Annotated in this window: 15 protein-coding genes and 1 tRNA gene; 10 read left to right on the plus strand and 6 right to left on the minus strand. The window is 35.3% G+C overall.

Annotated features, from left to right (window positions below; genetic code table 11):
• Window positions 1-153 precede the first annotated feature (153 nt).
• From ACYEKI_RS10930 to ACYEKI_RS10955, 6 genes are all read right to left on the minus strand, one after another.
• Window positions 154-5130 carry a beta strand repeat-containing protein gene (locus ACYEKI_RS10930; protein ID WP_459211230.1) on the minus strand — a complete coding sequence of 1659 codons (4977 nt, stop codon included), beginning with the start codon at window positions 5128-5130 and terminating at the stop codon, window positions 154-156.
• A gap of 2 nt (window positions 5131-5132) precedes the next feature.
• The gene (locus ACYEKI_RS10935; RefSeq protein ID WP_459211231.1) at window positions 5133-6149 is read right to left on the minus strand and encodes an SAM-dependent methyltransferase; all 1017 of its coding nucleotides are present in this window, start codon (window positions 6147-6149) and stop codon (window positions 5133-5135) included.
• Between the two features lie 56 nt (window positions 6150-6205).
• Entirely contained in the window at window positions 6206-6760 is a 555-nt protein-coding gene (locus tag ACYEKI_RS10940; protein ID WP_459211232.1) for a phage tail protein, read from the minus strand.
• A 20-nt stretch (window positions 6761-6780) separates the two neighbouring features.
• Window positions 6781-7734 carry a methionyl-tRNA formyltransferase gene (locus ACYEKI_RS10945; protein WP_459211233.1) on the minus strand — a complete coding sequence of 318 codons (954 nt, stop codon included), beginning with the start codon at window positions 7732-7734 and terminating at the stop codon, window positions 6781-6783.
• A 2-nt stretch (window positions 7735-7736) separates the two neighbouring features.
• Window positions 7737-8327: a hypothetical protein gene (locus tag ACYEKI_RS10950; protein WP_459211234.1), complete on the minus strand. Its 591-nt coding sequence runs from the start codon at window positions 8325-8327 to the stop codon at window positions 7737-7739.
• A 261-nt stretch (window positions 8328-8588) separates the two neighbouring features.
• Entirely contained in the window at window positions 8589-9026 is a 438-nt protein-coding gene (locus tag ACYEKI_RS10955) for an aspartyl protease family protein (protein WP_459211235.1), read from the minus strand.
• 120 nt (window positions 9027-9146) lie between these two features.
• Here ACYEKI_RS10955 and ACYEKI_RS10960 point away from each other — a divergent pair, with 120 nt between their 5' ends.
• From ACYEKI_RS10960 to ACYEKI_RS11005, 10 genes are all read left to right on the plus strand, one after another.
• Window positions 9147-9935 carry a TatD family hydrolase gene (locus ACYEKI_RS10960; RefSeq protein ID WP_459211236.1) on the plus strand — a complete coding sequence of 263 codons (789 nt, stop codon included), beginning with the start codon at window positions 9147-9149 and terminating at the stop codon, window positions 9933-9935.
• Window positions 9936-9972: 37 nt separating this feature from the next.
• A complete protein-coding gene (locus ACYEKI_RS10965) occupies window positions 9973-11100 on the plus strand; it encodes a 1-acyl-sn-glycerol-3-phosphate acyltransferase (RefSeq protein ID WP_459211237.1) in 1128 nt (375 codons plus the stop codon).
• Window positions 11100-12128 (plus strand): asparaginase, encoded by a 1029-nt coding sequence (locus tag ACYEKI_RS10970; protein WP_459211238.1) that lies wholly within the window; start codon window positions 11100-11102, stop codon window positions 12126-12128. The genes ACYEKI_RS10965 and ACYEKI_RS10970 overlap by 1 nt, the downstream gene beginning before the upstream one ends.
• 69 nt (window positions 12129-12197) lie before the next feature.
• A tRNA-Ser gene (locus ACYEKI_RS10975) sits at window positions 12198-12285 on the plus strand.
• Between the two features lie 82 nt (window positions 12286-12367).
• A complete protein-coding gene (locus ACYEKI_RS10980; protein ID WP_459211239.1) occupies window positions 12368-13165 on the plus strand; it encodes a MotA/TolQ/ExbB proton channel family protein in 798 nt (265 codons plus the stop codon).
• Between the two features lie 138 nt (window positions 13166-13303).
• Window positions 13304-13777: a hypothetical protein gene (locus tag ACYEKI_RS10985; RefSeq protein ID WP_459211240.1), complete on the plus strand. Its 474-nt coding sequence runs from the start codon at window positions 13304-13306 to the stop codon at window positions 13775-13777.
• Window position 13778: 1 nt separating this feature from the next.
• Window positions 13779-14387 (plus strand): ExbD/TolR family protein, encoded by a 609-nt coding sequence (locus ACYEKI_RS10990; protein WP_459211241.1) that lies wholly within the window; start codon window positions 13779-13781, stop codon window positions 14385-14387.
• A 25-nt stretch (window positions 14388-14412) separates the two neighbouring features.
• Window positions 14413-14895 carry an ExbD/TolR family protein gene (locus ACYEKI_RS10995; RefSeq protein ID WP_459211242.1) on the plus strand — a complete coding sequence of 161 codons (483 nt, stop codon included), beginning with the start codon at window positions 14413-14415 and terminating at the stop codon, window positions 14893-14895.
• Between the two features lie 142 nt (window positions 14896-15037).
• Complete coding sequence (locus ACYEKI_RS11000; RefSeq protein WP_459211243.1) at window positions 15038-18571, plus strand: RHS repeat domain-containing protein; 3534 nt, start codon at window positions 15038-15040, stop codon at window positions 18569-18571.
• 21 nt (window positions 18572-18592) lie between these two features.
• Complete coding sequence (locus ACYEKI_RS11005) at window positions 18593-23851, plus strand: DUF6443 domain-containing protein (RefSeq protein ID WP_459211244.1); 5259 nt, start codon at window positions 18593-18595, stop codon at window positions 23849-23851.
• Window positions 23852-23859: the final 8 nt, after the last annotated feature.

Raw genomic sequence — 23859 nt, forward strand, 5'->3', positions numbered from 1 at the left:
TCAATACATCAATAAGTTTCTATTTCAAAGAAATATCAACAATCTTAAAATTAATATTGCCTAAATGCACCACGGGTAGAATGCTAATTTTGAACATAAAAAAAACCGAGAATGAATCATTCTCGGTTTTTTTATATGTAAGTTTTAGATAAACTAGTTTTTAATAATTCGTTGAGTTAAAATTCCTTTGTTCGAAAAGAATCTAGCAAAATATACACCTTTAGATAAATTAGTAATATCAATTGTTTTAGATGTATTAGTATTCATATTTTTAGAAAAAACTGATCTACCTTGAATATTGAATAATTTTACCGTGTGAATTTCTATATCGCTACCATACGAAAAGGAGATAATTCCTTGCGATGGATTAGGATAGATATAAAAAGAATCATTATTAATGGTAAAATCATTAGTACTTAAAGTACTGTCATATGTTATAGTAAACTCTGTGGCTGCATCATTAGGATTACCACTAGTATCACTAGCAACATTTGCTGCTATATTAATAGTGATTAAACCGTTAGTACCTGGTGTAATTTCAATATCATAAATTAAACCAGCTGTAGTTTCATTAAAGTTAGTTACACTTCCGTTAGTCACAGTAATATCACCCATTACAAATCCTGATATGTTTTCAGAAAAAGTAATAGTAACCGGGATAGGGTTTTCTCCTGTAGGCGAAGACTCTGTCGAAGTAATAGTTACAGTAGGAACTATAGTTTCAAGTGCATAGTTATTAGAATCAGTAGTACCCGTTCCAGTATTACCAGCAACATCAGTTACTCCAGAATTGGTTAAAGTAATTAAATTACTAGCATCGTCAACGTTAGTACTAGGCGTAAAAGTAGCGGTAAAGGTTATGTTTCCGTCACTAGAGGCAACATTAGAAAGCGTTCCATTATCAATAGAAAGATCACTATTATCAAAACCAGAAACAGCTTCAGAGAAAGTAATAGTTACAGTAGGTGTTTCTCCAGAAATGATAGTGGTGTCATCAATAACAATAGTAGCTGTTGGTATAATGTTATCTATTGCATAATTATTAGAATCAGTAGTGCCCGTTCCAGGATTACCAGCAACATCAGTTACTCCAGAATTGGTCAAAGTAATTAGATTACTAGCATCATCAACATTAGCATTAGGCGTAAAAGTAGCGGTAAAAGTTATATTTCCATCACTAGAAGCAACATTAGAAAGTGTTCCATTATCAATAGAAAGATCACTATTATCAAAACCAGAAACAGCTTCAGAGAAAGTAATAGTTACGGTAGGTGTTTCTCCAGAAATGATAGAAGTATCATCAATAACAATAGTAGCTGTTGGTATAGTAGTATCTATTGCATAGTTATTAGAATCAGTAGTACCCGTTCCAGTATTACCAGCAGTATCAGTTACTCCAGAGTTGGTTAAAGTAATTAAGTTACTAGCATCGTCAACATTAGTAGTAGGTGTAAAAGTAGCAGTAAAAGTTATATTTCCATCACTAGAAATGACATTAGAAAGCGTTCCATTATCGATAGAAAGATCACTATTGTCAAAACCAAAAACAGCTTCAGAGAAGGTAATAGTTACCGTAGGCGTTTCCCCAGAAATAATAGAAGTATCATCAATAACGATAGTAGCTGTTGGGATAGTAGTATCTATAGCATAATTATTAGAGTCAGTAGTACCCGTTCCAGCATTACCTGCAACATCAGTTACTCCAGAGTTAGTTAAAGTAATTAAGTTACTTGAATCATCAACATTAGTAGTCGGCGTAAAAGTGGCAGTAAAAGTTACATTCCCATCACTAGAAGCAACATTAGAAAGCGTTCCATTATCAATAGAAAGATCACTATTATCAAAACCAGAAACAGCTTCAGAGAAGGTAATAGTTACCGTAGGCGTTTCTCCAGAGATAATAGCTGTATCATCAATAACGATAGTAGCTGTTGGGATAGTAGTATCTATAGCATAATTATTAGAGTCAGTAGTACCCGTTCCAGCATTACCTGCAACATCAGTTACTCCAGAGTTAGTTAAAGTAATTAAGTTACTTGAATCATCAACATTAGTAGTCGGCGTAAAAGTGGCAGTAAAAGTTACATTCCCATCACTAGAAGCAACATTAGAAAGCGTTCCATTATCAATAGAAAGATCACTATTATCAAAACCAGAAACAGCTTCAGAGAAGGTAATAGTTACCGTAGGCGTTTCTCCAGAGATAATAGCTGTATCATCAATAACGATAGTAGCTGTTGGGATAGTAGTATCTATAGCATAATTATTAGAGTCAGTAGTACCCGTTCCAGCATTACCTGCAGCATCAGTTACTCCCGAGTTAGTCAAAGTGATTAGATTGCTAGCATCGTCAACGTTAGTAGTAGGCGTAAAAGTAGCGGTAAAAGTTATATTTCCATCACTAGAAGAAACATTAGAAAGCGTTCCATTGTCAATAGAAAGGTCACTATTATCAAAACCAGAAACAGCTTCAGAGAAGGTAATGGTTACCGTAGGTGTTTCCCCAGAAATGATAGCGGTGTCATCGATAACGATGGTAGCTGTTGGAACTTCAAGGTCTAGATTATGTACTTCACCTGTGGTAAACGCTGTAACATGACCATTTGTACCATTTCCATTTCCAGTACTATCAGTTATATCAGTATTAGCTAATAGATCTAGTCTTAAAGAACCATCGCCAGTGATAGTATTTATAGTAACATTAACTGATGTACCTGAACTAGCAGAAACCGAGGCGATTGAAGCAGAAGCAGTACCAGTTGTTGTTAATTCAAAATCATCTGTAGTAATATTATTTGCAATCTCATCAAAAGTAACAGTATAAGTTACTGTAGTAGCATTTTCAGCGGGAGTCCCTTGTAAAGCTATGGATTGTACTATAGGAGGAGTTTCATCAACACAAAATTCAAAATTATCAACTGCTACATATGTAAAATCAGCAAAAATTTCAAATTCGATTTCATCAATTGAAGTATTACTGTGGTCTGAACCATTAATGGATGAGAAATCCAAATCTAAAAAACCGTTATTTCCTTGAGCGACCGCAGTAGGAAAAGTAGTGTTTGTATTGTTTAAATCTATAGTATAAACAGTAGTACCATTAACCTTACCTCTAATCGTTACTGTTCCATCATCTGTAGGATTACTTCCGGCTGCAATCGAAGAAACGTATAATGATAGCGTATTTACTGTAAATGTTGAATTATCTGAAGTTTCTATAGCATAAGCACCAGTCCCATTTCCTTCGTTATCCAAAAAGATATCAGAACCATTTGCACCCGCACCATTAATATTGAAAACATCTAATCCATTAGTTAGATTAAACATAAATCCGTTACTACTAAAAGAAGTATCTCCAGGGGTAAAAGATTCAAAAGTTTCTACAGCACAAGGCGAAACGGTATGATCCTCACCTGTTGTGAATACTGGAGGACCACTATTACCCAATGCATCTTCGATATCTGTAGAAGCATTGAGGTCAATGCTAATGGTTCCTTGACCAGTGATATTATCTACAGTAACTGTATAAATATTATTGTTTCCAGTAATTCCCGAAATGTTTCCAGTTGTACCGCTAGTATCCAAAGAAAAATCGTCAGTAGTAACATTACTTACATTTTCGTTAAACGTCACTGTAAAATCAACTGAAGTTGCTGTTGATGTTGGCGAACCAGCTACTGTAATACTCTGTACTTCTGGAGGAAAAGTATCTGCTGTACCTTCTTCGCAAAATTCAAAATGATCAATAGCCAAATAGGTAAACGCAGCACCAATCACAAGTTCAACTTCGTCTACATTTGTAGTAGTATAATCTGAAGATCCATCTGTAGCAAAATTAATATTAAAGAAACCATTATCACCATTATTAAGAGTTGTAGGGAAACCTGAATTTTTGATAATAGTATAAACTGTTGAACCAGCTACTTTTCCGTTAATGGTTAATGTACCATCGTTAGTAGGAGTAGTACCACCAGTTATAGAAGAGAGATAAAGATCTAGAGTGCTCATAGTAAATAATTCACCTCCAGTTGACTGAATAGCATAAGTACCAGCACCACCATTATTATTGTCCAAATAGCGATCAGAATCACTAGCCCCAGCATCAATTAGTTCAACGATACGTAATCCGTTTGTAGCGGTAAAAGGAAGTCCATTACTACCAAAAGTAGTTGCATTAACAGCAGTACCTTCAAAAGATTCTAAGAAACAAGCAGAAACTGTATGATGATCACCAGAAGTGAATGCGGGCGGGCCATTATTCCCTAATGCATCTTGGATATCTGTAGAAGCATTGAGGTCAATACTAATTGTCCCTTCGCCAGAAAGATTATTGACATTAATAGTATAACTTGTACCAGATCCTGATATTGTATTAATAGTACCTGTAGCAGATCCTGTAGCATCTATAGAGAAATCATCTGTAGTTACATTAGAAGCAACTTCATTAAAAGTAACTATAAAATCCACTTGTTCATCAGTAGTATTTGGTGAACCATTAACAGTAATACTTTGTACATTAGGTGGATTAGTATCTCCTGCTATAGTATTCCATCTAAAAGCATCTAATGCCATATAATCCAGGTTATTGGTAGAAGTGAAAACCAATTCATCGATAGGGTCATCTGTAAAATCTGAAGCACCTTCTGTAGCAAAGTCAATAAAAGTAAATCCGTTATTAACTCCTAAGTTAGTTGGATTATTGAAACCAGAAGTTTTGGTAAAAGAAAATACCTGTGAACCATCTTTTCGCCCAGTGATAGTAAGATTACCAGTGTGGCTAGAAAGACTAGCTGTCGCACAGAATAAATACAAATCTAAGACTAGAAAATCAGTACCACCATTGGCAGCAATTGTGAAGCTACTACCATCTCCTGGTGGAATTGGACTAGCTGTATTTTCAATAAATTTGTCATCTGCAGTAGTTCCATTCCATCCCGCACCTGCAACTTCAAAAACATCATAGGTTTCTCCTGTGCTACTTGTAATGGTAAAAGTTTGACTATTATCTGTAAATGTTGTTGAATTAAGACTTTCGTCTTCAAAAGTTTCTGTTGTTTGCGCTAAAATACCACTTGTGCTTCCTAAGAGAAAGACAAGACCATATAAAAGCTTTAAGTATAATTGTTTCATGGTTATGATAGATTTTGTTTTGATTTATAAGAGATAATGTTCCAAGAAGGAACGTTTGTTGTTTGGTATTTGATTTTAAAAGGTTGATTCTGTATTGTATATAAAGAAGTAATGCAAAATGGATTAGTGATTAAAGAATCTTCATATGCTAGATGATAAGACGGAGATACTTTTATAAAAGTATAAATACATACATCTGGAGCTTCTTGAAAATCTTTTGTAATTGTTATCCAGTTGCTTTCAAAAGAAAAAGGTTGAGTACTATTAATATCTCGATCTATAGAGAATAATGGTTGTAGTGGCACCCGATTCTTGTTGGCTTCATTTTTTACTATATAAGTGTTGTTATATTGATTTAAATAAGGTTCTTTCCCAAATAAGGAATATCCTAAAGACAAAGTGATTCTTTCAGGAATAAAAAAACCATCAGGAATAAGAAATTGACTAAGGTTTTGAGTGATTGCTACTTGAGGTTCTTCAGTTAATGCATGAAACATAGTTTCTGTCAAAATGATATGAAACTGATAATCATTTTTTGGTTGATAAGTAATAGCATCTGTAACTAAGATATCTTCAATATAATCTTGACAATCTAATTGATCGATAATACCAGTTAGCGTTTTAATAGAACTTTGATTGATGTCTATAAGTGTAATAGCTAGTTGGCTAGATTCAAAAAAAGCTAATAGTGGTAATATTAAAGGGGCGTAGGGCCCACAACCTGCATATAAAATACGTATAGGTGTATTGGGGAACTTTTGTATACTTTGGGTTATAACCTCAAAAACGCCATTAATAAAATGAATAGTTCTTTTTGCATCTTTTATACAATCTCCAGCATGTTCTTGAGATAAGGCGATACCATGCAATAAATGTATGTCTTTTTGCTTATCTGGAAAGGTATCAAACTCTTGATAAAACTGATATAATAAATTTGAAGCATTTAAGATCGTAGGTTGATTTGAAGCATCAAAAATATTTTGAGTTAACGATTTAAGATATGACAATGACTGTTCCATATATAGATAATTAATACTTCATGAACTATCTACAAATAGTCCATGAAGTATTTAAATTAATTTCTTGAAGGGAAAATTCCTTGTAAGCAAATGATATAATATAAAGATAACCATGGTTGTCTGTTTTCATGTGCTTGAGATCCTCCAGTGTTTCCAATAACTATAGAGTTATTATTTAGCGTTGTATCAGGACTAGAAGCATTAAATCCTAATCCAGGAGAGAAAGATCTACCAGAACCTACACCTGGTGTAGCAATTGTAGAACCTGGTACAGGAGTACTGATAGTAGCGTTACCAGAATTAACATTAAAGGTATGAGCATGCGTATGTGAAGGAATTTGAAGACTGTTTAAAGTAACAGTTTCTACACCTCCTCTTTGTCCTTCTCTATAGGTCGATAAACCAGGGCCAGTACCAGGTCCTATAGGTACGCGTCCTCTTAAATCAGGTAGCGCAAATGATGTTCTTCCGTCTCCACCATAAATAGTTCCTAAAATAGAAAATAGCGCAGTATTTGAAGAGATAGCTAATAGTTGCCCTTCACAAAAAGCCCATGTTCTAGGTGCAAAATTACCCGCAAATAAGCGTACTTCTCCGATCATTCCTTCCATAATTGTTTGATTTTAAGTTGTTATGTAATATTTGATGTTGTTTCTTGTTTTATGACAGAAGTAAATCGTTGTCCTTGTTGTAGGCCAAGATTTACATATTTAGCTCCAGAAAGTATTCCTGCATCAGATTTCAATACGTTGATACGAATTAATTGTCCGTATTTACAGCATACATAGAGCCCTTCATGCGGATGAGCATGGATAATTTCTCCAGGAGTTTTACCAAATAATGGTGTTTGACTATCTACAGGAGAAACTTCTAAAATTCTGAATTCACTCCCTTGATAATAAGTAGTTGCACCATCATATTTTGGATTAGCAGCGTTGACCAAATATTCTATTTGTTCACTAGTTTGTGTTTCCCAGTTTATGGTGAGATCTATTGTTTTTGGAGTGCTATTATAGGTATTATGAGTAATATTTTGTTCAATATAATTAGCGTTATTATGTAGTTTAGAAAAAGCTTCTGTCCATACTTCGGCAGATAAATGAATAAGTTTAGAGTTGAGTATTCCATAGGTTTCTCCAATGATAATCGGTACAGTTTTTTGTACCAAAAGAGGTCCCTTATCCCATTCTGTATTCATTTTATGTATAGTGATAGCGGTTTGTTGTTCTCCATTTTTTAAACTCCAAAAAACAGGATCAGGACCTGCATTTTGTGGTAGTAATCCAAAATGAACATTAAGAAAACCGTGCTTTGGAATAGCTAAAACAGCTTCAGGGACTTTTATAGATAAACCACAAACAATAACTAGATCAACTTCTTGACAAACTAGCCAATCTTTAAATGAGGTTGAAATATTTTCTTTAGATATAGCAAAAGTGTCATATCCTTGCTGTTTAATGTGAGTGATAAAAAAATCTTGAGCTTTATTGTTTTCAAAACAAACAGCATGCAAGTTTCCACTTCTTTCTATAGCGTTATAAATGGCTTGACATAACGGAAAATTACCAATGAGTATGATTTTCATAATTAAGAGATAGTTGTTTTAGTACCTTTAGATGTATTATGAATAGTTATATGATCACCGTTTTTATTTCGAAAAGCAAAGAGTGTGTGTTTCCCTTTTTTGTATGAAGTTACCTTGTATGGGGCTATAACTTCTAATAGGTCAATGAAGTTTATATTGTGAGATCTTAATGAAATATAAAAGCTTTCAATAAATTGATCAAAAGCTATAGTTGATTGGTGATCTAGTATATAGGTATTGTATGAATTTTGATTCTTGATTAAAAATGCTAATTCTTTTGTAGATACATTTAATAAAGATTTCTTTACAATAGGTAATGCATAACACTTTTGATTAAACTTTATCAAGGAAGAGGTATTGAAACCATAACCTTGAGTTTTTAAAATTGTCGATAACTCATGGAAAGATTCTTTAAAAATATCAGATACTGAATCGATTGAAATTGTCGATGTAAATGATTGAATTGATTGAAAACCTTTTCCAAAATGATGCAAAGATGTGTTAGAAGCCTCTCCTGCAATAATGGATGAAGGAATAATAGTTAACGCTCCAAAAGCTAGGGCAGATGAGCTTAGGAAATTTCTACGATTCATAGGATACGAAATGTTTAGTTACTCTTTCTTTAAAAATAAAGAAAAAAATATTTGTAAAGTGTTGTTTTTTTATTTATTACGCTTTTTTTGTTGAGGTGTTACGGTATTTAATCAAAAATAACAAGTGAGAATAATCAATCCTATAGGTAAAAACCCGTGATTTTGGAAAACTATAGAAATAAGTTCATAAAAAAGCCGCAATGGAAATGAATTTCCGTTGTGGCTTTTTTTATAGATTAATACCTAATGTGTTAACTTATATCATTTTAGATATAGACATTTTCGTTCGTAATCGATAACAGCTTTTCCTTTTTTTAGAATATCAGCGCCGATAATTCCATCAACAGGTTCGGCATTATGATTAAGCAAAGCCTGGTTAACGTGTTGCATGTCAAAAAGAACTAGAGAAACCTTTTTCTTTTTCCATTTCCCTATTTTTAAAGTATTTTTTTTAGAAACTTGAGTAGTCATATTTGTAGCACCTGCACCTGCAGCTTTTACGTCACTATCTTGGGCAAATAAATCAAACTTTTCTACAGCCTCAAAACCGACACAAGAATTTGATGCTCCAGTATCCAAAATAAAATTACCTTTTATACCATTTAAAGTTGCTTTGACTTCAAAATGATTAGTCTTGGTCAATGCCAATTTTATACGAGTATATTTTTTTGCTAAAAGGAATTTACGTAGGGTGCTCATATACTTAATTAGGGGTTAGTTTAAAGTGTAAAAATAATACAAAAAACAATAGAAAAACATGCTAAAATTATAGAAGGAGAGAAGTTGTGTTTCTGAAGTGTATTTTCATACTTTTGCAGCATGATTTTAACTGATACCCATACACATATTTATAGTGAAGCTTTTGAAGAAGATCAAAAAGAAATGATGACAAGAGCTATAGCAGCAGGAGTAAAGCGTTTTTTTGTTCCGGCAATTGATTCTACCTATACTCATGCGATGTATGCAATAGAAAAAGAATATCCAGAAGAAGTATTCTTAATGATGGGATTACATCCAACGCATGTTAAGGAAAATTATGAAGAAGAATTAGCGCATGTAGAAGAAGAATTAGCAAAGCGTATGCAAAAAGAATCAGATAAAAAATTCTTTGCAGTAGGAGAAATAGGGATGGACCTTTATTGGGATAAAACTTTTATAGAAGAACAAAAGATAGCTTTTAGGAAACAAATTCAATTAGCAAAGCAATATAAGCTACCTATAGTTATCCATTGTAGAGAAGCTTTTGACGAAGTTTTTGAGGTATTAGAACTAGAAAAAGGAGAAGAATTATTCGGTATTTTTCACTGCTTTACGGGTACCCTTGAACAAGCGCAAAAAGCGATTAGTTATGGAATGAAATTAGGGATAGGAGGAGTAGTAACTTTCAAAAACGGAAAAATAGATAAGTTTTTAGACCAGATAGATATTAAACATATTGTCTTAGAAACAGATGCACCATATTTATCTCCTACACCATATAGAGGAAAACGAAATGAAAGTGCTTATTTAATTAATGTGTTAGAGAAAATGGTAGATATCTACGGAAAGAGTGAAGCAGAGTTGGCCGAGATAACCACACAGAATTCAAAAGAAGTATTTGGAATATAAGTTGATCAATAATTTGAGTATTTAAATAGAAAGAAAAGTGTCTGTATTTGATTCGATAAGACCATATCACGATAGTGAGGTAAAGGAAGCTTTAGAGATTAGTATGCAACATCCAATGATAAAAGCATTGGTAAGGTTTGCTTTTCCAGAACTATCACTTGAAGAAATTAAAAATAAAGTATTGGCTTGTAAAAGTATATATGATTTTCAAGCGAATATTTTATATCATGCTGTAGCGCAAATTATTCAGCGTAGTTCAGATGGAATTACAACATCGGGATTTGATGCTTTAGAGAAAGATGAATCTTATTTGTTTATATCGAATCATAGAGATATTATTTTAGATACCTCATTGCTCAATTGTATTTTGATTGATAAAAAAATGATTACGACTACTTCTGCTATTGGAGATAACTTGGTACAAAAACCTTTTATGATGCGCTTATCCAGGTTAAATCGTAATTTTTTAGTCAAAAGGAGTGCTAGTCCAAGACAATTACTTCAGGATAGCCAGATATTATCTAGTTTTATACAAGAATCTATACTCAAAGACAATAGATCTGTTTGGATAGCACAAAGAGAGGGGAGAACAAAAGATGGAGACGATAGGACACAGCAAGGGATCTTAAAAATGCTTGCTATGGCCAAGCCTAAAGAGCAAGATTTATTAGCGTATTTATACAATCTTAAAATAGTGCCAATATCCATTTCGTATGAATTTGACCCTACAGATAGATTAAAGATGCCAGAATTATTAGCCAAAGCTTATGAAGAAGAATACATTAAGACAGCTAATGAGGATTTTAATACTATTTTACACGGAGCTACAGGTAATAAGGGGCGAATTCATATGGCAGCCGGAGAAGTATTGCGATTAGACATAAATAATGTAGGATTAGACAGTTCTATCAATGAGCAATTAGATATTATAGCCAAACAAATAGATCATTTTATACATCAAGAATTTAAGTTATGGCCTTCAAATTACATTGCATACGATTTGATTTTTGAAACAAATAAATATGCTGCTTTTTATGACGAAAAACAAAAAAGACAATTTGAGCGAAGAATAACTAGAAGAGTTGATAAAACAAATGATATTGCCTTAGAGAACTTTTTGCTAATGTATGCAAACCCTGTTATTAACAAAGAAAACAAACAGTGATGAAACCTGAAATTTTACTCATATATACTGGCGGAACTATAGGAATGGTTAAAGACCATGAAACTGGAGCGTTAATACCATTTGATTTTAAGGAACTTTTACAACGTATACCAGAGTTAAAGCAATTAGCATGTAATATAGATACGATTAGCTTTGAGAAACCTATAGATTCATCAGATATGGATGTGAATAAATGGAAGGAGATAGGTGATATCATATACGAAAAGTATGATAAGTATGATGGGTTTGTCGTATTACATGGTAGCGATACCATGTCTTATACCGCATCAGCTCTAAGTTTTATGTTCGAAAACTTAACTAAGCCCATTATTTTTACAGGATCTCAATTACCAATAGGAGATTTAAGAACGGATGCAAAAGAAAACTTAATCACAGCAGTACAAATCGCTGCCTTACAAGAAAAAGGAAAACCAGTTATAACAGAAGTGGGGCTGTATTTTGAATATAAATTATTAAGAGCAAATCGTACAACAAAAATTAATGCAGAACACTTTGAAGCCTTTCAATCACTTAATTATCCTCCTCTAATAACTTCTGGGGTACATTTAAAAATAAATAGGCAAGCATTAAGACCTGTTAATAGGCGAAAAAAAATGGTGTATCACACCTATTTTGACAATAACATCGTTATTATAAAGATGTTTCCGGGGATAAACCAATCTATTTTAAAAGCAATGGTGTCCTCATCAATGTTAAAAGGAGTTATTTTAGAAACCTATGGAGCAGGAAATACAACTACACAAGAATGGTTTATTTTAATTTTAAAAGAATTAAAAGAGCGAAATATTCCAGTAATAAATGTCACGCAATGTGCTGGAGGAAGTGTTGAAATGGGGAAATACGATACAAGTACAAAGTTGAAAAAAATAGGGGTGATTTCAGGAAAAGACATAACAACAGAGGCAGCATTGGCAAAACTGATGTATTTGCTAGGAGAAAAAATATCTGCTAAAGTGTTAAAAACCATCTATGAAACATCTTTGCGTGGCGAAATGTCCGAAAATTAACGCATTAAATTTTATCAGATAATTTTTTTTTTGTTATTTGCTCGACAGTTTTGACCAAATAAACGAATTAGAGAGGTGGCCGAGTGGTCGAAGGCGCACGCCTGGAAAGTGTGTATACGTCAAAAGCGTATCGAGGGTTCGAATCCCTTCCTCTCTGCATTATTGTCAAAATTTTAATAGATTTTATAATATTTTTATATCTTTAACCCTTTAACTAATTAAAATTAAGAATCAGCGCAATGAAAAGATTATTTTCAATTCTGGCAATCGCAGTAGTAATAGCTTTCGGTAATATGCAGACTGCCACAGCACAAACACAGTCATTAACGACAAATGTGCAATTATTAGTAGCTCCATTAACGACAACAATGTTGCAAGATGCAGATCAGCCAGCAGAAACGTTAACTTTCCACCAAGAATTAAAGAAGCGTTTTATTGAAGGAGGTCCTGGATTCATGGGGATTGTACTTTTATGTTTAATCTTAGGTCTAGCGATCGCAATCGAAAGAATTATCTTTTTAAACCTTTCTACTACAAACACAAAGAAATTACAACAAAATGTAGAAGATGCGCTAAGTAGCGGAGGAATCGAGGCAGCTAAAGAAGTTTGTAGAAATACAAAGGGACCTGTTGCATCTATTTACTATCAAGGTTTAGATAGAGCAGACGAGAGTGTAGACGCTGCAGAAAAAGCAGTAGTAGCTTATGGAGGTGTTCAAATGGGACAATTAGAAAAGAACGTTTCTTGGGTATCTTTATTTATCGCATTAGCTCCGATGCTTGGGTTCATGGGAACTGTAATCGGGATGATTCAAGCCTTTGATAAGATTGAAGCAGCAGGAGACATGCAACCTTCATTAGTAGCAGGAGGTATTAAAGTAGCACTTCTTACTACAGTATTTGGACTTATCGTAGCGATTATCTTACAGATTTTCTATAACTATATCGTAGCAAAAATCGATAGTATCGTAAATGATATGGAAGATGCTTCTATCTCATTAATCGATATGCTTGTAGCATACAAAAACAAGAAATAATAATTTACTTGTTTAAACAAGGTCTATAGCATTATTACACGATGCTGATCTTATAGACTATAAGTAATAGTGTTATTGTAAATCCATGATTGCTACAAGAAATTGTAGAAGTCTAAACGTTAAATTCAAATAAAACAGATGAAAATTTCAAAAATATTATCATATGTTGTACTAGCAGTAGGAGCCTTAGGAATCATCTTATGGTTTGTAATGAATAGTGCAATGGATAAGCTTATGGAAGCTAATGGAGCATCTGATCCAAGAGAACTTCCATTTGGAGATGCTGCTGACGCTGTAAGTCCACTTTATAGCCTTACAGTAGGAGTATTTGTTGTTGCTCTAATTGCTACAGTTATCACAGTATTCTCTGCTTTAGCTAAAAATCCTGCAGGACTTAAAAAGACTGCTATAGGGATTGTATCTTTCCTTGTTATAGTAGGAGTTGGATACGGTTTAGCTACTGGAGTAGAAACTCCTCTTAAAGATGGTGAAGTATTATCAGCTGGTGATTCTAGATGGGTAGGTGCAGGTTTATATGTATTCTATTTCCTATCTGCTATCGCAGTTGGATTAATGGTTTTATCAGGAGTTAAAAAATTAATAGGTAAATAATATGGCAAAGAGAGCAGCACCAGAAGTAAATGCGGGATCTATGGCCGATATCGCATTCCTATTACTTATATTTTTCTTAGTAACAACTACTATAGAAACAGACAGCGGTATTAGTCGTAAACTTCCTCCAATTCCAGAAGAAAATGTTGAGCCTCCAATCTTAAAGCAAAAAAATATTTTTGTTGTAGAGGTAAACAAAAACAACGATTTATTGGTTGAAGAAACTCCGATGGAAATTAAAGATTTACGTGAAGCTGCTATCAAGTTTTTAGATAATGGTGGAGGACAAGGAGACGAAGCTTGTTCTTATTGTCAAGGAGCTAAAGATCCGACTTCATCAGATAATCCAGACAAAGCGGTAATATCTTTACGTAATAACCGTGAAACAAATTATGCTACGTATATCGCAGTTCAAAATGAATTAGTAGCTGCATATACTGAGTTACGTAATAGAGAAGCTCTACGTTTATACAACAAGACTTTTGTTCAAATGGAAAAAGATCTTAAAGATGTAAATTACGTAGGTGATAAAGATAAATTGAAGGAGCAAATAAAGAGAATCCAATCTTTATTCCCGGAAAAATTATCTGAAGCAGAACCAAAGAAATAATTGTATAACATAAAAAGATAAGGATATGTCAAAGTTTAAAAAGAAAAAAGGTGGTGAATTACCAGCAATTTCTACAGCTTCGTTACCAGATATCGTATTTATGTTATTATTCTTCTTCATGGTAGCAACGGTAATGCGTCAAAATACATTGATGATTGAAAACAAATTACCATTTGCAGATCAGATAGAAAAATTAGACAAAAAAGATTTGGTAATGTATATCTATGCAGGTAAACCTAGTTCTAGATACCAATCAAGTGCAGGAACACAAGCTAGAATTCAGTTAAACGATAAGTTTGCTGAAGTTGCAGATGTTAAAGCATTCATTTTAGCAGAAAGAGAATCTAAGAGAGAAGAATTAATTCCTTTCTTAACTACTGCTTTAAAAGTTGATGGTGATACAAACATGGGACTTGTAGGAGATATTAAAAAAGAATTAAGAGAAGTAAACGCGTTGAAGATTAATTACACAACCAGAACAGGTGACGCTAATCAAAATGTTCAATAACTAGTTACTACTTTTAGATATAAAAAAATCCCGCTTTTTAGCGGGATTTTTTTATGCTTTAAATTAATTTGTCCATATTACAGTTTACCCGTAAATTTGTAGAGTTAAAAAAAATAATCAAAAATTCAAAAAACGAACGAGTATGAAACACTACAGCAAGCTGTGGTGCACACTATTAGTGTGTATCATAGGGAGGAGTTATGTCCAATCGCAAGATAGTGGCGCAGTAGATATAGCGATAGACTATCAAAGCGAAGTAAATCAACTAGCCAGCGGAGCAGTATCCCCAGAAGCTTCCCAATTTATCAAATATGGCAACACTCCAGTGAGTTTATACACGGGGACACCAGAGATAAGTGTACCCTTATATACCCATCAAGGGAAAGAGTTAAGCTTACCGATGATATTGAATTATGATGCCCAAGGAATAAAAGTAGATCAACAAGCTACTTGGGTAGGATTGAGTTGGAATCTCAGTGTAGGTGGTAGCGTTTCCCGCATAGTCAATGGATTATCAGATGAAAACCTACAAGGAGGCTACCGTACGATGTTTAATAGCACAGTCCGCGAACAAGTATTAAGCTATGGCGAAGAAAATCGAATATTTGAAAGTCAAGAAGCAGCCTTAGCCTATTTTCAGTTTTTAGAAGAGGTAAATAAGAATGATATAGACATAGCACAAGATTTTTACAGTGTAAGTGCACCAGGGTTAAATGAGTTATTAATTATAGACCTAGAAAGTTTAGCCGCCAAGAGTTTAAAAAATCCAAGAACCAAGGTAAGCTATGAACGTTCAGGACATATTAGCAAATGGATCATTACAAGCGAAAACGGGACACAATACCATTTTGAAGCCCCAGAATACACCTATGTAGAAGGGAGTGATTCAGCCAGTAATGGAGCAGTATTTCAAGAATATGTATCCTCATGGTTATTGACCAAGATGATATCCCCAACAGGAAAAGACCTATATGAATTTACTTATAGTTCAACAGGATATTGGACACAACCTGTACTAAGTGCACCAGTAAGTCATGCGACCAATACATTACCCAGTAGTCCAGGAAATGGTGTATTTGAGAGTAACACCAGAAATAGTGCGAGTTCTCTAACACGAATCAATCAACAATTTTTAAGCAGCGTACGTTATAACGGAAGTACCTTGATTCAAAATCAACTAGCAACACGATTAGACCTACCACTTAGTACCCCTAGTCGATTAGCCAGCAGTACGATTTATCAAGAAGTAGCCGACACGAATCAAGAACCAAGCCCATTAAAAACCATCCATTTTAACTATAGTTATTTTGGAATACCCGAAGCAGCAGAACCCATAGACTATACCCATGAAGAACTTCGTTTAAAATTGGACGAAGTACGAATTGCAGCAGGGAATTCACAAGGAGCAATAACAAGTAATGAACAAGATCAGGTATATAGTTTTAGCTATGAATCACCATCAGAAGTACCTCCAAAAAACTCCTTATCCAGAGATTATATGGGCTATTATAACGGAAAAGGAAATACAGTGCTATACCCGTCGTATCTATATCAAGGACATCGATATACAGGAGCAGATAGAACTGTAGATGTAACCTATGCAAAAAAGGGAATGCTGACTAAGCTAAGTTATCCAACCAAAGGCTATACGATATTTAACTATGAGAATCACAAAATACGAGCAACAGGAAGCACAGAACGCAAAGAAGTGACTTATTATGCAAATAGTATCACAGGAGGAACCGATAGTGCCAATACAGGAGTTTGTGGAGCCTATTGTCAAGATAAATTTCAAAAGCCACCCGTAATAAGTCAACGATTATTCGAGATCAAAGAGACAGGAGTATATACCTTTAATTATAAAAAAGAAGGACAAGGCGCAGGAGCTAGTGAAGCCTTTATGTTTAAACATGTGGGAAGTATTGACAATCCTATATCCGTACAGACCATTGCTTATGATGAAATTATAGATCCGTTAACAGGAACAGAAAACTTTAATTTTTTATGGAGAAATAATGGATCACAAGGCGTGACGACTATGGAATTAGCCCCAGGGTTTTATCAAGTAAACCTAGTGAGTTCACAACCTAGTACACAATTAAACCTACGTATTTTTAGAGAAGAAGACGTACCTGTAGCAGGAGCAGTAGAAGATAAAGCAGGATTACGAATACAAGAAATAACCGATTATACCACTACAGGAGCCATAGCGATGAAAAAAGAATACGGTTATGGAAAAGCGCAATTACTATTTAATCCAGAGCTGATTTATACCACAGAAGTACAAAAAACAGCAAGTACTACCCAAGATATAAGTATAGAGACCACCTTACATCGATTATCAGGAGCATCCAGTAATCAACCCCATATAGTATATGGCGAAGTACAAGTGTTAGCCCATCCAGCAACAGGAAATACAGTAGCATCAAATGGTTATAGTATACATCATTTTAATACCGTAGCAGATGGTATAGTATCACAAGATAGACGACCATTTTTTAATAGTTTTACCCCAGATGCAAAAGCGGGGAAAGAGCGATTTAATAGTGTACACAGTGCAACAGGAGCACAATTAGCCACAACAACGACCCAATATGAGAACTATATCTACTATGCCAAGCAAGGATATGCCGTAACCTTAGAAGAAAATCAACAAGCCAAATACGTACTGATTAACAAAACCCCAACAGGACAATACAGTTATGAATATGTAAACCCAGTATGGCTCAATACAGGATTAGGAGGAAGTTCTCCAGTAACAGCACCAGGTTCAGATTTATTCCCAACCCCGCCATCGGTATGTGATGCACCAGATGCTACATGTTTGGATATAGCCAAAGCCCCATTAAGCTTAGTACGTACCTCCTTATTAGGAAGCATCGGAAATCCCATAGCGATCAAAAATACAGAGACCTTAGCAGAAGTAACCTACGAGCGTACTACCCAGATGCAATATGCCCCAGAGGTAGACTATCTATTACGAAGTACTACCACAATAGGGATAGATGGACAATCACAAACCACCCAGCAGTATTATGCAAAAGATAAAGCAGCAACAGAAGCAAGCGCAGCAAGCTTAGTAGCCCAAAATCGATTAACAACAGTCCTAGTACAAGAAGGCTATCGCAACGGACAAAAGATAGCAACAAGAGCAACACGATATAATGCATTTGAAAACCAAGAACTATATCCATCAAAAGTACAGACTGCAAAAGGAACCTATCCGCTAGAAGACCGTATACATTATTTAGACTATGATACCTATGGAAACCCTATAGAAGTTAAGCAAGCAGACGGGAGTCATTCCATCATCGTATGGGGATATGGAGGGCGATATCCACTATTGCGCATCAGTAATGCCAGTTATCAAGGCATGCCTGCAGCAGTAGTAGACTTGCTTAGTACAATGCAAGAAACATCAACAAGCCCATCAAATATAGCACAAGAGACACAGCTAAGAGCCCAAGCCCAAGCCCTAAGATCGAATCCCTATTTTGCAGACTCACAAATCAGTTCATATACCTATGCAATGTCTGTGGGGATTACTAGCGAGACCGATCCAAGAGGCTATACGACGTATTATGAATATGATGCCTACCAACGATTAATCATGGTAAAAGATGCCCAAGGAAATATTCTATCAGAAAATCAATACCATTATAAAACCCAAGAATAAATCAATCAAAAAACACTATAGATGAAAAAAAATATAATCATATACCTTTTGCTATTACTGCCTTTATGGAGTATGGCACAAGGCCCTATAGGCTTAAATCCCTGTAGGGAAAACCCAGGAGCAACAGCATGGTATAGAGATGCCGATGGAGATGGTATAGGAAACTCTGCCAATGTTCAATGTGCAGTAAGTCGTCCCAGTGGATATGTAGCTACAGGAGGGGATTGTAATGATAGTAACCCTAATATCACAGGAGTTAAAACCTGGTATAGAGATGCCGATGGAGATGGCTATGGAAATGCTAATGATAGCCGTACTTTTTGTACCCAACCCTCAGGGTATGTCTCCAATAGTTTAGATTGTAACGATAGCAATGCGAGTATAACGATAAGCCGAAAATATTATCGAGATGCAGATGGAGATGGCTATGGTAAGAATAGCGATACCCTTACTAGATGTAGCCGACCATCAGGATATAGCCCTCAAGGAGGCGATTGTAACGATAGTAATGCTAATATTCACCCAGGAGCAGCAGAACCTTGTGATGGAGTGGATAATGATTGTGATAATCAAGTAGACGAAAATACCCCTACCATACCCTCAGCAGTAACAGTAGTAGAGAATTGTGGAAATGCGGTATTAACTAGAAGCAGTTCCCCTGTAGGTACTAAGTATTACTGGCAAAGCTCAGCCACAGGTACAAGTACAGCTAATAGTGCAACAAGTATAACAAGAACCAGTGGAAATGTCTATTATTTAAGAGCGAGACATAACAACACAGGCTGTTGGAGTACCGCTAGAGCGGTGGTATATGGAATAAAGACAATTCCGTCCACACCACCAGTCCCTACAGTAACAAAAAACTGTGGCAATACAGTGCTTACCAGAGCATCATTTCCTAGTGGGATTACCTATTACTGGCAGACTAGCGCTAGTGGAACAAGCAGATCTAGTAGTGCAACAAGTGTTACTAGAACCAGTGGGACAAGATACTACCTAAGAGCAAGAAATAACAGTTCAGGATGCTGGAGTACGGCACGAACTATCAATTATAGTATACATACCGTACCCAGTACCCCACCAACAGTAAGTGTAAATAACCAATGTGGACAAAGTGTACTCACACGTAGTAATCCGCCAAGTGGAATAACGTATTACTGGCAATCCTCAGCAACAGGAACAAGCAGTGCTAATAGCACCAATAGTATAACTAGGACAAGTGGGACTACTTATTACCTAAGAGCTAGAAATAACAGTTCAGGATGCTGGAGTACGACACGAACTATCAATTATAGTATACATACCGTACCCAGTACCCCACCAACAGCAAGTGTAAACAATCAATGTGGACAAAGTGTACTAACAAGAAGTAATCCACCAAGTGGAGTAACTTATTATTGGCAAAATAGCGCCAGTGGGACAAGCACAGCTAGTACGAATACTACAATTACCCGAACTAGTGGAAGTACGTATTACCTAAGAGCGAGAAACAACAGTTCAGGCTGTTGGAGTGCAGCGAGAATAGTAAGTTATAATGTAAAATCTATACCAGCAATACCCTCTGGAATTATAGTCGATGTACAATGCGATCAAACACTACTCACTAGAACCGCACCACCAAGTGGAGTGACATATTATTGGCAAAGCACTGCAAATGGAATCAGTACAGCTAGTACTAATACTACAATTACCCGAACTAGTGGAAGTGCGTATTACTTAAGAGCTAGAAATAACAGTTCAGGATGCTGGAGTGCAGCAAAAGCTATTAATTATACCCTAAACCATTCCACTACATGGTATGCCGATATAGATGCAGATGGATTTGGAGATGCTAACACTAGTATACAAGCCTGTGAGCAACCTACAGGATATGTAGCCAATGCTACAGATCAGTGCCCTAATGTAGCAGGAAGTCTACAAGGATGTATTCCAGATCAATATGTATTTCCTAGTTTGAGTAATGAAAACTATATCTATAATAGAACCTATCAAAGCGCAAGACAAGAGCCGATTAACGAGACCGTAAATAATGCTACCAATAGTGAACTTATAGAAACAGTAGCTTACTTTGATGGATTAGGAAGAGCCAAACAACAAACAGCAATCAAGGCAAGTCCTGAGAAAAAAGACGTAGTGACTCATATTGCATATGATGCCTTTGGAAGACAAGCCAAGCAATACCTGCCTTTTGAGTCGCAAACACCTAATGGTAGTTATGCTACGGTAAGTATTGAGCAGGATATCCAGCACTATTACCAAAACAAATACCCAGCAGATTTTACAGGGATGGCAGTGAGTGAGGTGAATGCTTATAGCGAAAGTATCTTTGAACCTTCACCCTTAAACCGAGTACTTAAACAAGCCGCACCAGGAAAAACATGGAAAGCAAGTGAAGATCCTATAAATACAGATCGTACCATTAAATCAGCATGGGAAACCAATAACGCAGCAGATGCCATTGTAAACTTTAGTGTAGTATACAATGCTGATCAACAACCAAGATTAGTACAACAAGAGGTATACGAAGCAGGAACACTACGTAAAACAATTACCAAAGATGAAAACTGGGAAGCTCTAAGAGGAAAAGACCATACCACCGAAGAATATACCAATAGTATAGGACAGGTAGTTTTAAAACGAACCTATAACAATCAAATAGCCCATGATACCTATTACGTCTATGATGATTATGGATTATTAAGCTATGTAGTACCACCTAAGGTAACAACAGCAGATGATGTAAATCAGAGTGAGCTTAGCGAACTCTGCTATCAATACAAATACGATTATAGAAACCGATTGATCGAAAAGAAAATACCAGGAAAAGGATGGGAAACTATTGTCTATAACAAACTAGACCAACCCGTATTAACCCAAGATGCGAATCTAAAAGCACAAGGCGTTTGGTTATTTACCAAATACGATGCTTTAGGACGTGTAGTGTATACAGGAAAGATCAATGATAGTCGTGATAGAGCAGCCTTACAAACAGTAGTGAACCAAAGCACTACCCTATGGGAAGCACGTACAACTGTACAACAAGTAGATGGATTTAGTTTTTACTATACCCAGAATGCATTCCCAACCACAGGAATGACACTACTGACGATTAACTATTACGATGATTATGCATTAGGAAGCATTCCACCATTAGATCCAGAAACAACCGACCTTACTTGGGAAGGAATGACAGCGACAACAGCCGTAAAAGGATTACTAACAGTAGGACAAGTACGTGTACTCGATACCGATAAATGGATTACGACTACCAATTATTATGACGAAAAAGGACGCTTATGGGATAACCTCGTAAAAAATGAATACCTAGGCACAGATACATGGACACTAACACAGTTAGACTTTGTAGGAAAACCATTAAAGACCTTTACCAAGCATATCAAGGACGGAAAAATCCTATGTACAACAGATGTGTTTACCTATGACCATATGGGACGCTTATTGACACAAGAACAACAGATCAATGAGCTACCTACAGAACGTATCCTAAACAATCACTATGATGAATTAGGGCAGCTGATTAGAAAAGATGTAGGAGGAAAAACAACCGCAACAGCAGCCTTACAAAGTGTAGACTATAGCTATAACGTACGCGGATGGTTAAAACAGATCAATGACACTCAGAATTTAGGAACAGACCTGTTTGGGTTTAGGCTTAACTATGATACCCCAGAGCAAGGCGCAACAGCCTTATTTAACGGAAATATCAGTGAGACGCATTGGAAAACAGCTAATGATAACACCTTAAGACATTATACCTACAGCTATGATGCTTTAAATAGAATTACACGAGCACTTAGTAGTTCAAGAAATTATTGTTTAAGTACAGTAGCATATGATAAAAATGGAAATATAACAAAGCTAGTTAGAAGGGGAGCGATTAATGAATCAGCGACTAGTTTTAATTCTATGGATAATCTTACCTATCATTATGACTATGGTAATAAGCTATTAAAAGTAGATGAGATAAATACAAAATACTTTGGATTTACATCAATATATAATGGTAATAGTAATCATTATGCATATGATCAAAATGGAAACATGACCATAGATCGAAATAAGGGAATTACCAACATCAGTTATAACCACTTAAATCTACCTACGGGAGTAAGCATAGCTAATACCAAGCATAACGGAAACATTACTTATGTATACGATGCCACAGGAATCAAGCAAAAGAAAATTGCAACCGAAGGCAGTAACAGTACCATAACCGAGTATTCAGGCAATTATATTTATAAAAATGGAACATTAGAGTTCTTTAATCATCCAGAAGGGTATATAGAACCTAAAGGAGATGAAACTTTTGATTATATTTACCAATATAAAGACCATCTAGGAAATATTAGATTATCGTATCAAGACCTTGATAATAATGGTACTATAGATCAACATACAGAAATCAAAGAAGAGAAACATTATTATCCTTTTGGAATGGTTCAAAAAGGATATAATAATACTATTGTAGGCAGGGATCACCAATATGGTTTCCAAGAACAGGAAGAACAAAATGAACTTGGTCTAAACTGGATACAATTTAAGTGGAGAAATCACGATCCAGCAATAGGTAGATTTATGACTATTGACCCCTTAACAGAAGAATATATGGATTGGGGGGCCTACGTGTTTAGTGGTAATAGAGTTATTGATGCGAGAGAACTTGAAGGATTAGAGCCACATTCTGTACATAAAACGTTAGATGGTGCTGCAAAGAACTTTGGAGAGCAGTATAACGGAATTTCTATTAGAGCAAGTAGAGAAGTAGGAACTCGCTTTTATTCTACTACGACTAATGGTGTGACAACATATTCTTATACAACTCCAACAATGGGAACAGAAGGTTTTGTAGATCCTAATGATTCCGAAGCTGTACCAGATGGCTCAGTACAGGTTGGAGACGGACATACTCACGGTTCTGATGGAAATAATGAACCTTTTGGAATGGATGAAAATGAAGCTATTCAATATGGGGATAATTTTCCTTCTGATAATGATATAGATGAATCAGATAGTAGTGCAAGTACAAACTCATCTTTTGAAGCCGATTATACTGTTACTCCAAATGGTACGTTATTAAAATACACCCCTACAGGAAAAACAGGCGATAATAGAAGGAGCGACGTTAAGAAAGTTAATGGAGCATCAAAAACAATCCCTAGTGATACAAATTCTAATACTAGAAAAAATAATATAAGTCCTAATGTGACGCCAGAAGTTTTGCCAAATAATGTAGACAAAGATGATTTCCCTAAGCAATAGATTTTAGG

Origin of the sequence: Aquimarina rhabdastrellae (genome assembly GCA_947387485.1) — a bacterium.
Lineage (GTDB): Bacteria > Bacteroidota > Bacteroidia > Flavobacteriales > Flavobacteriaceae > Aquimarina.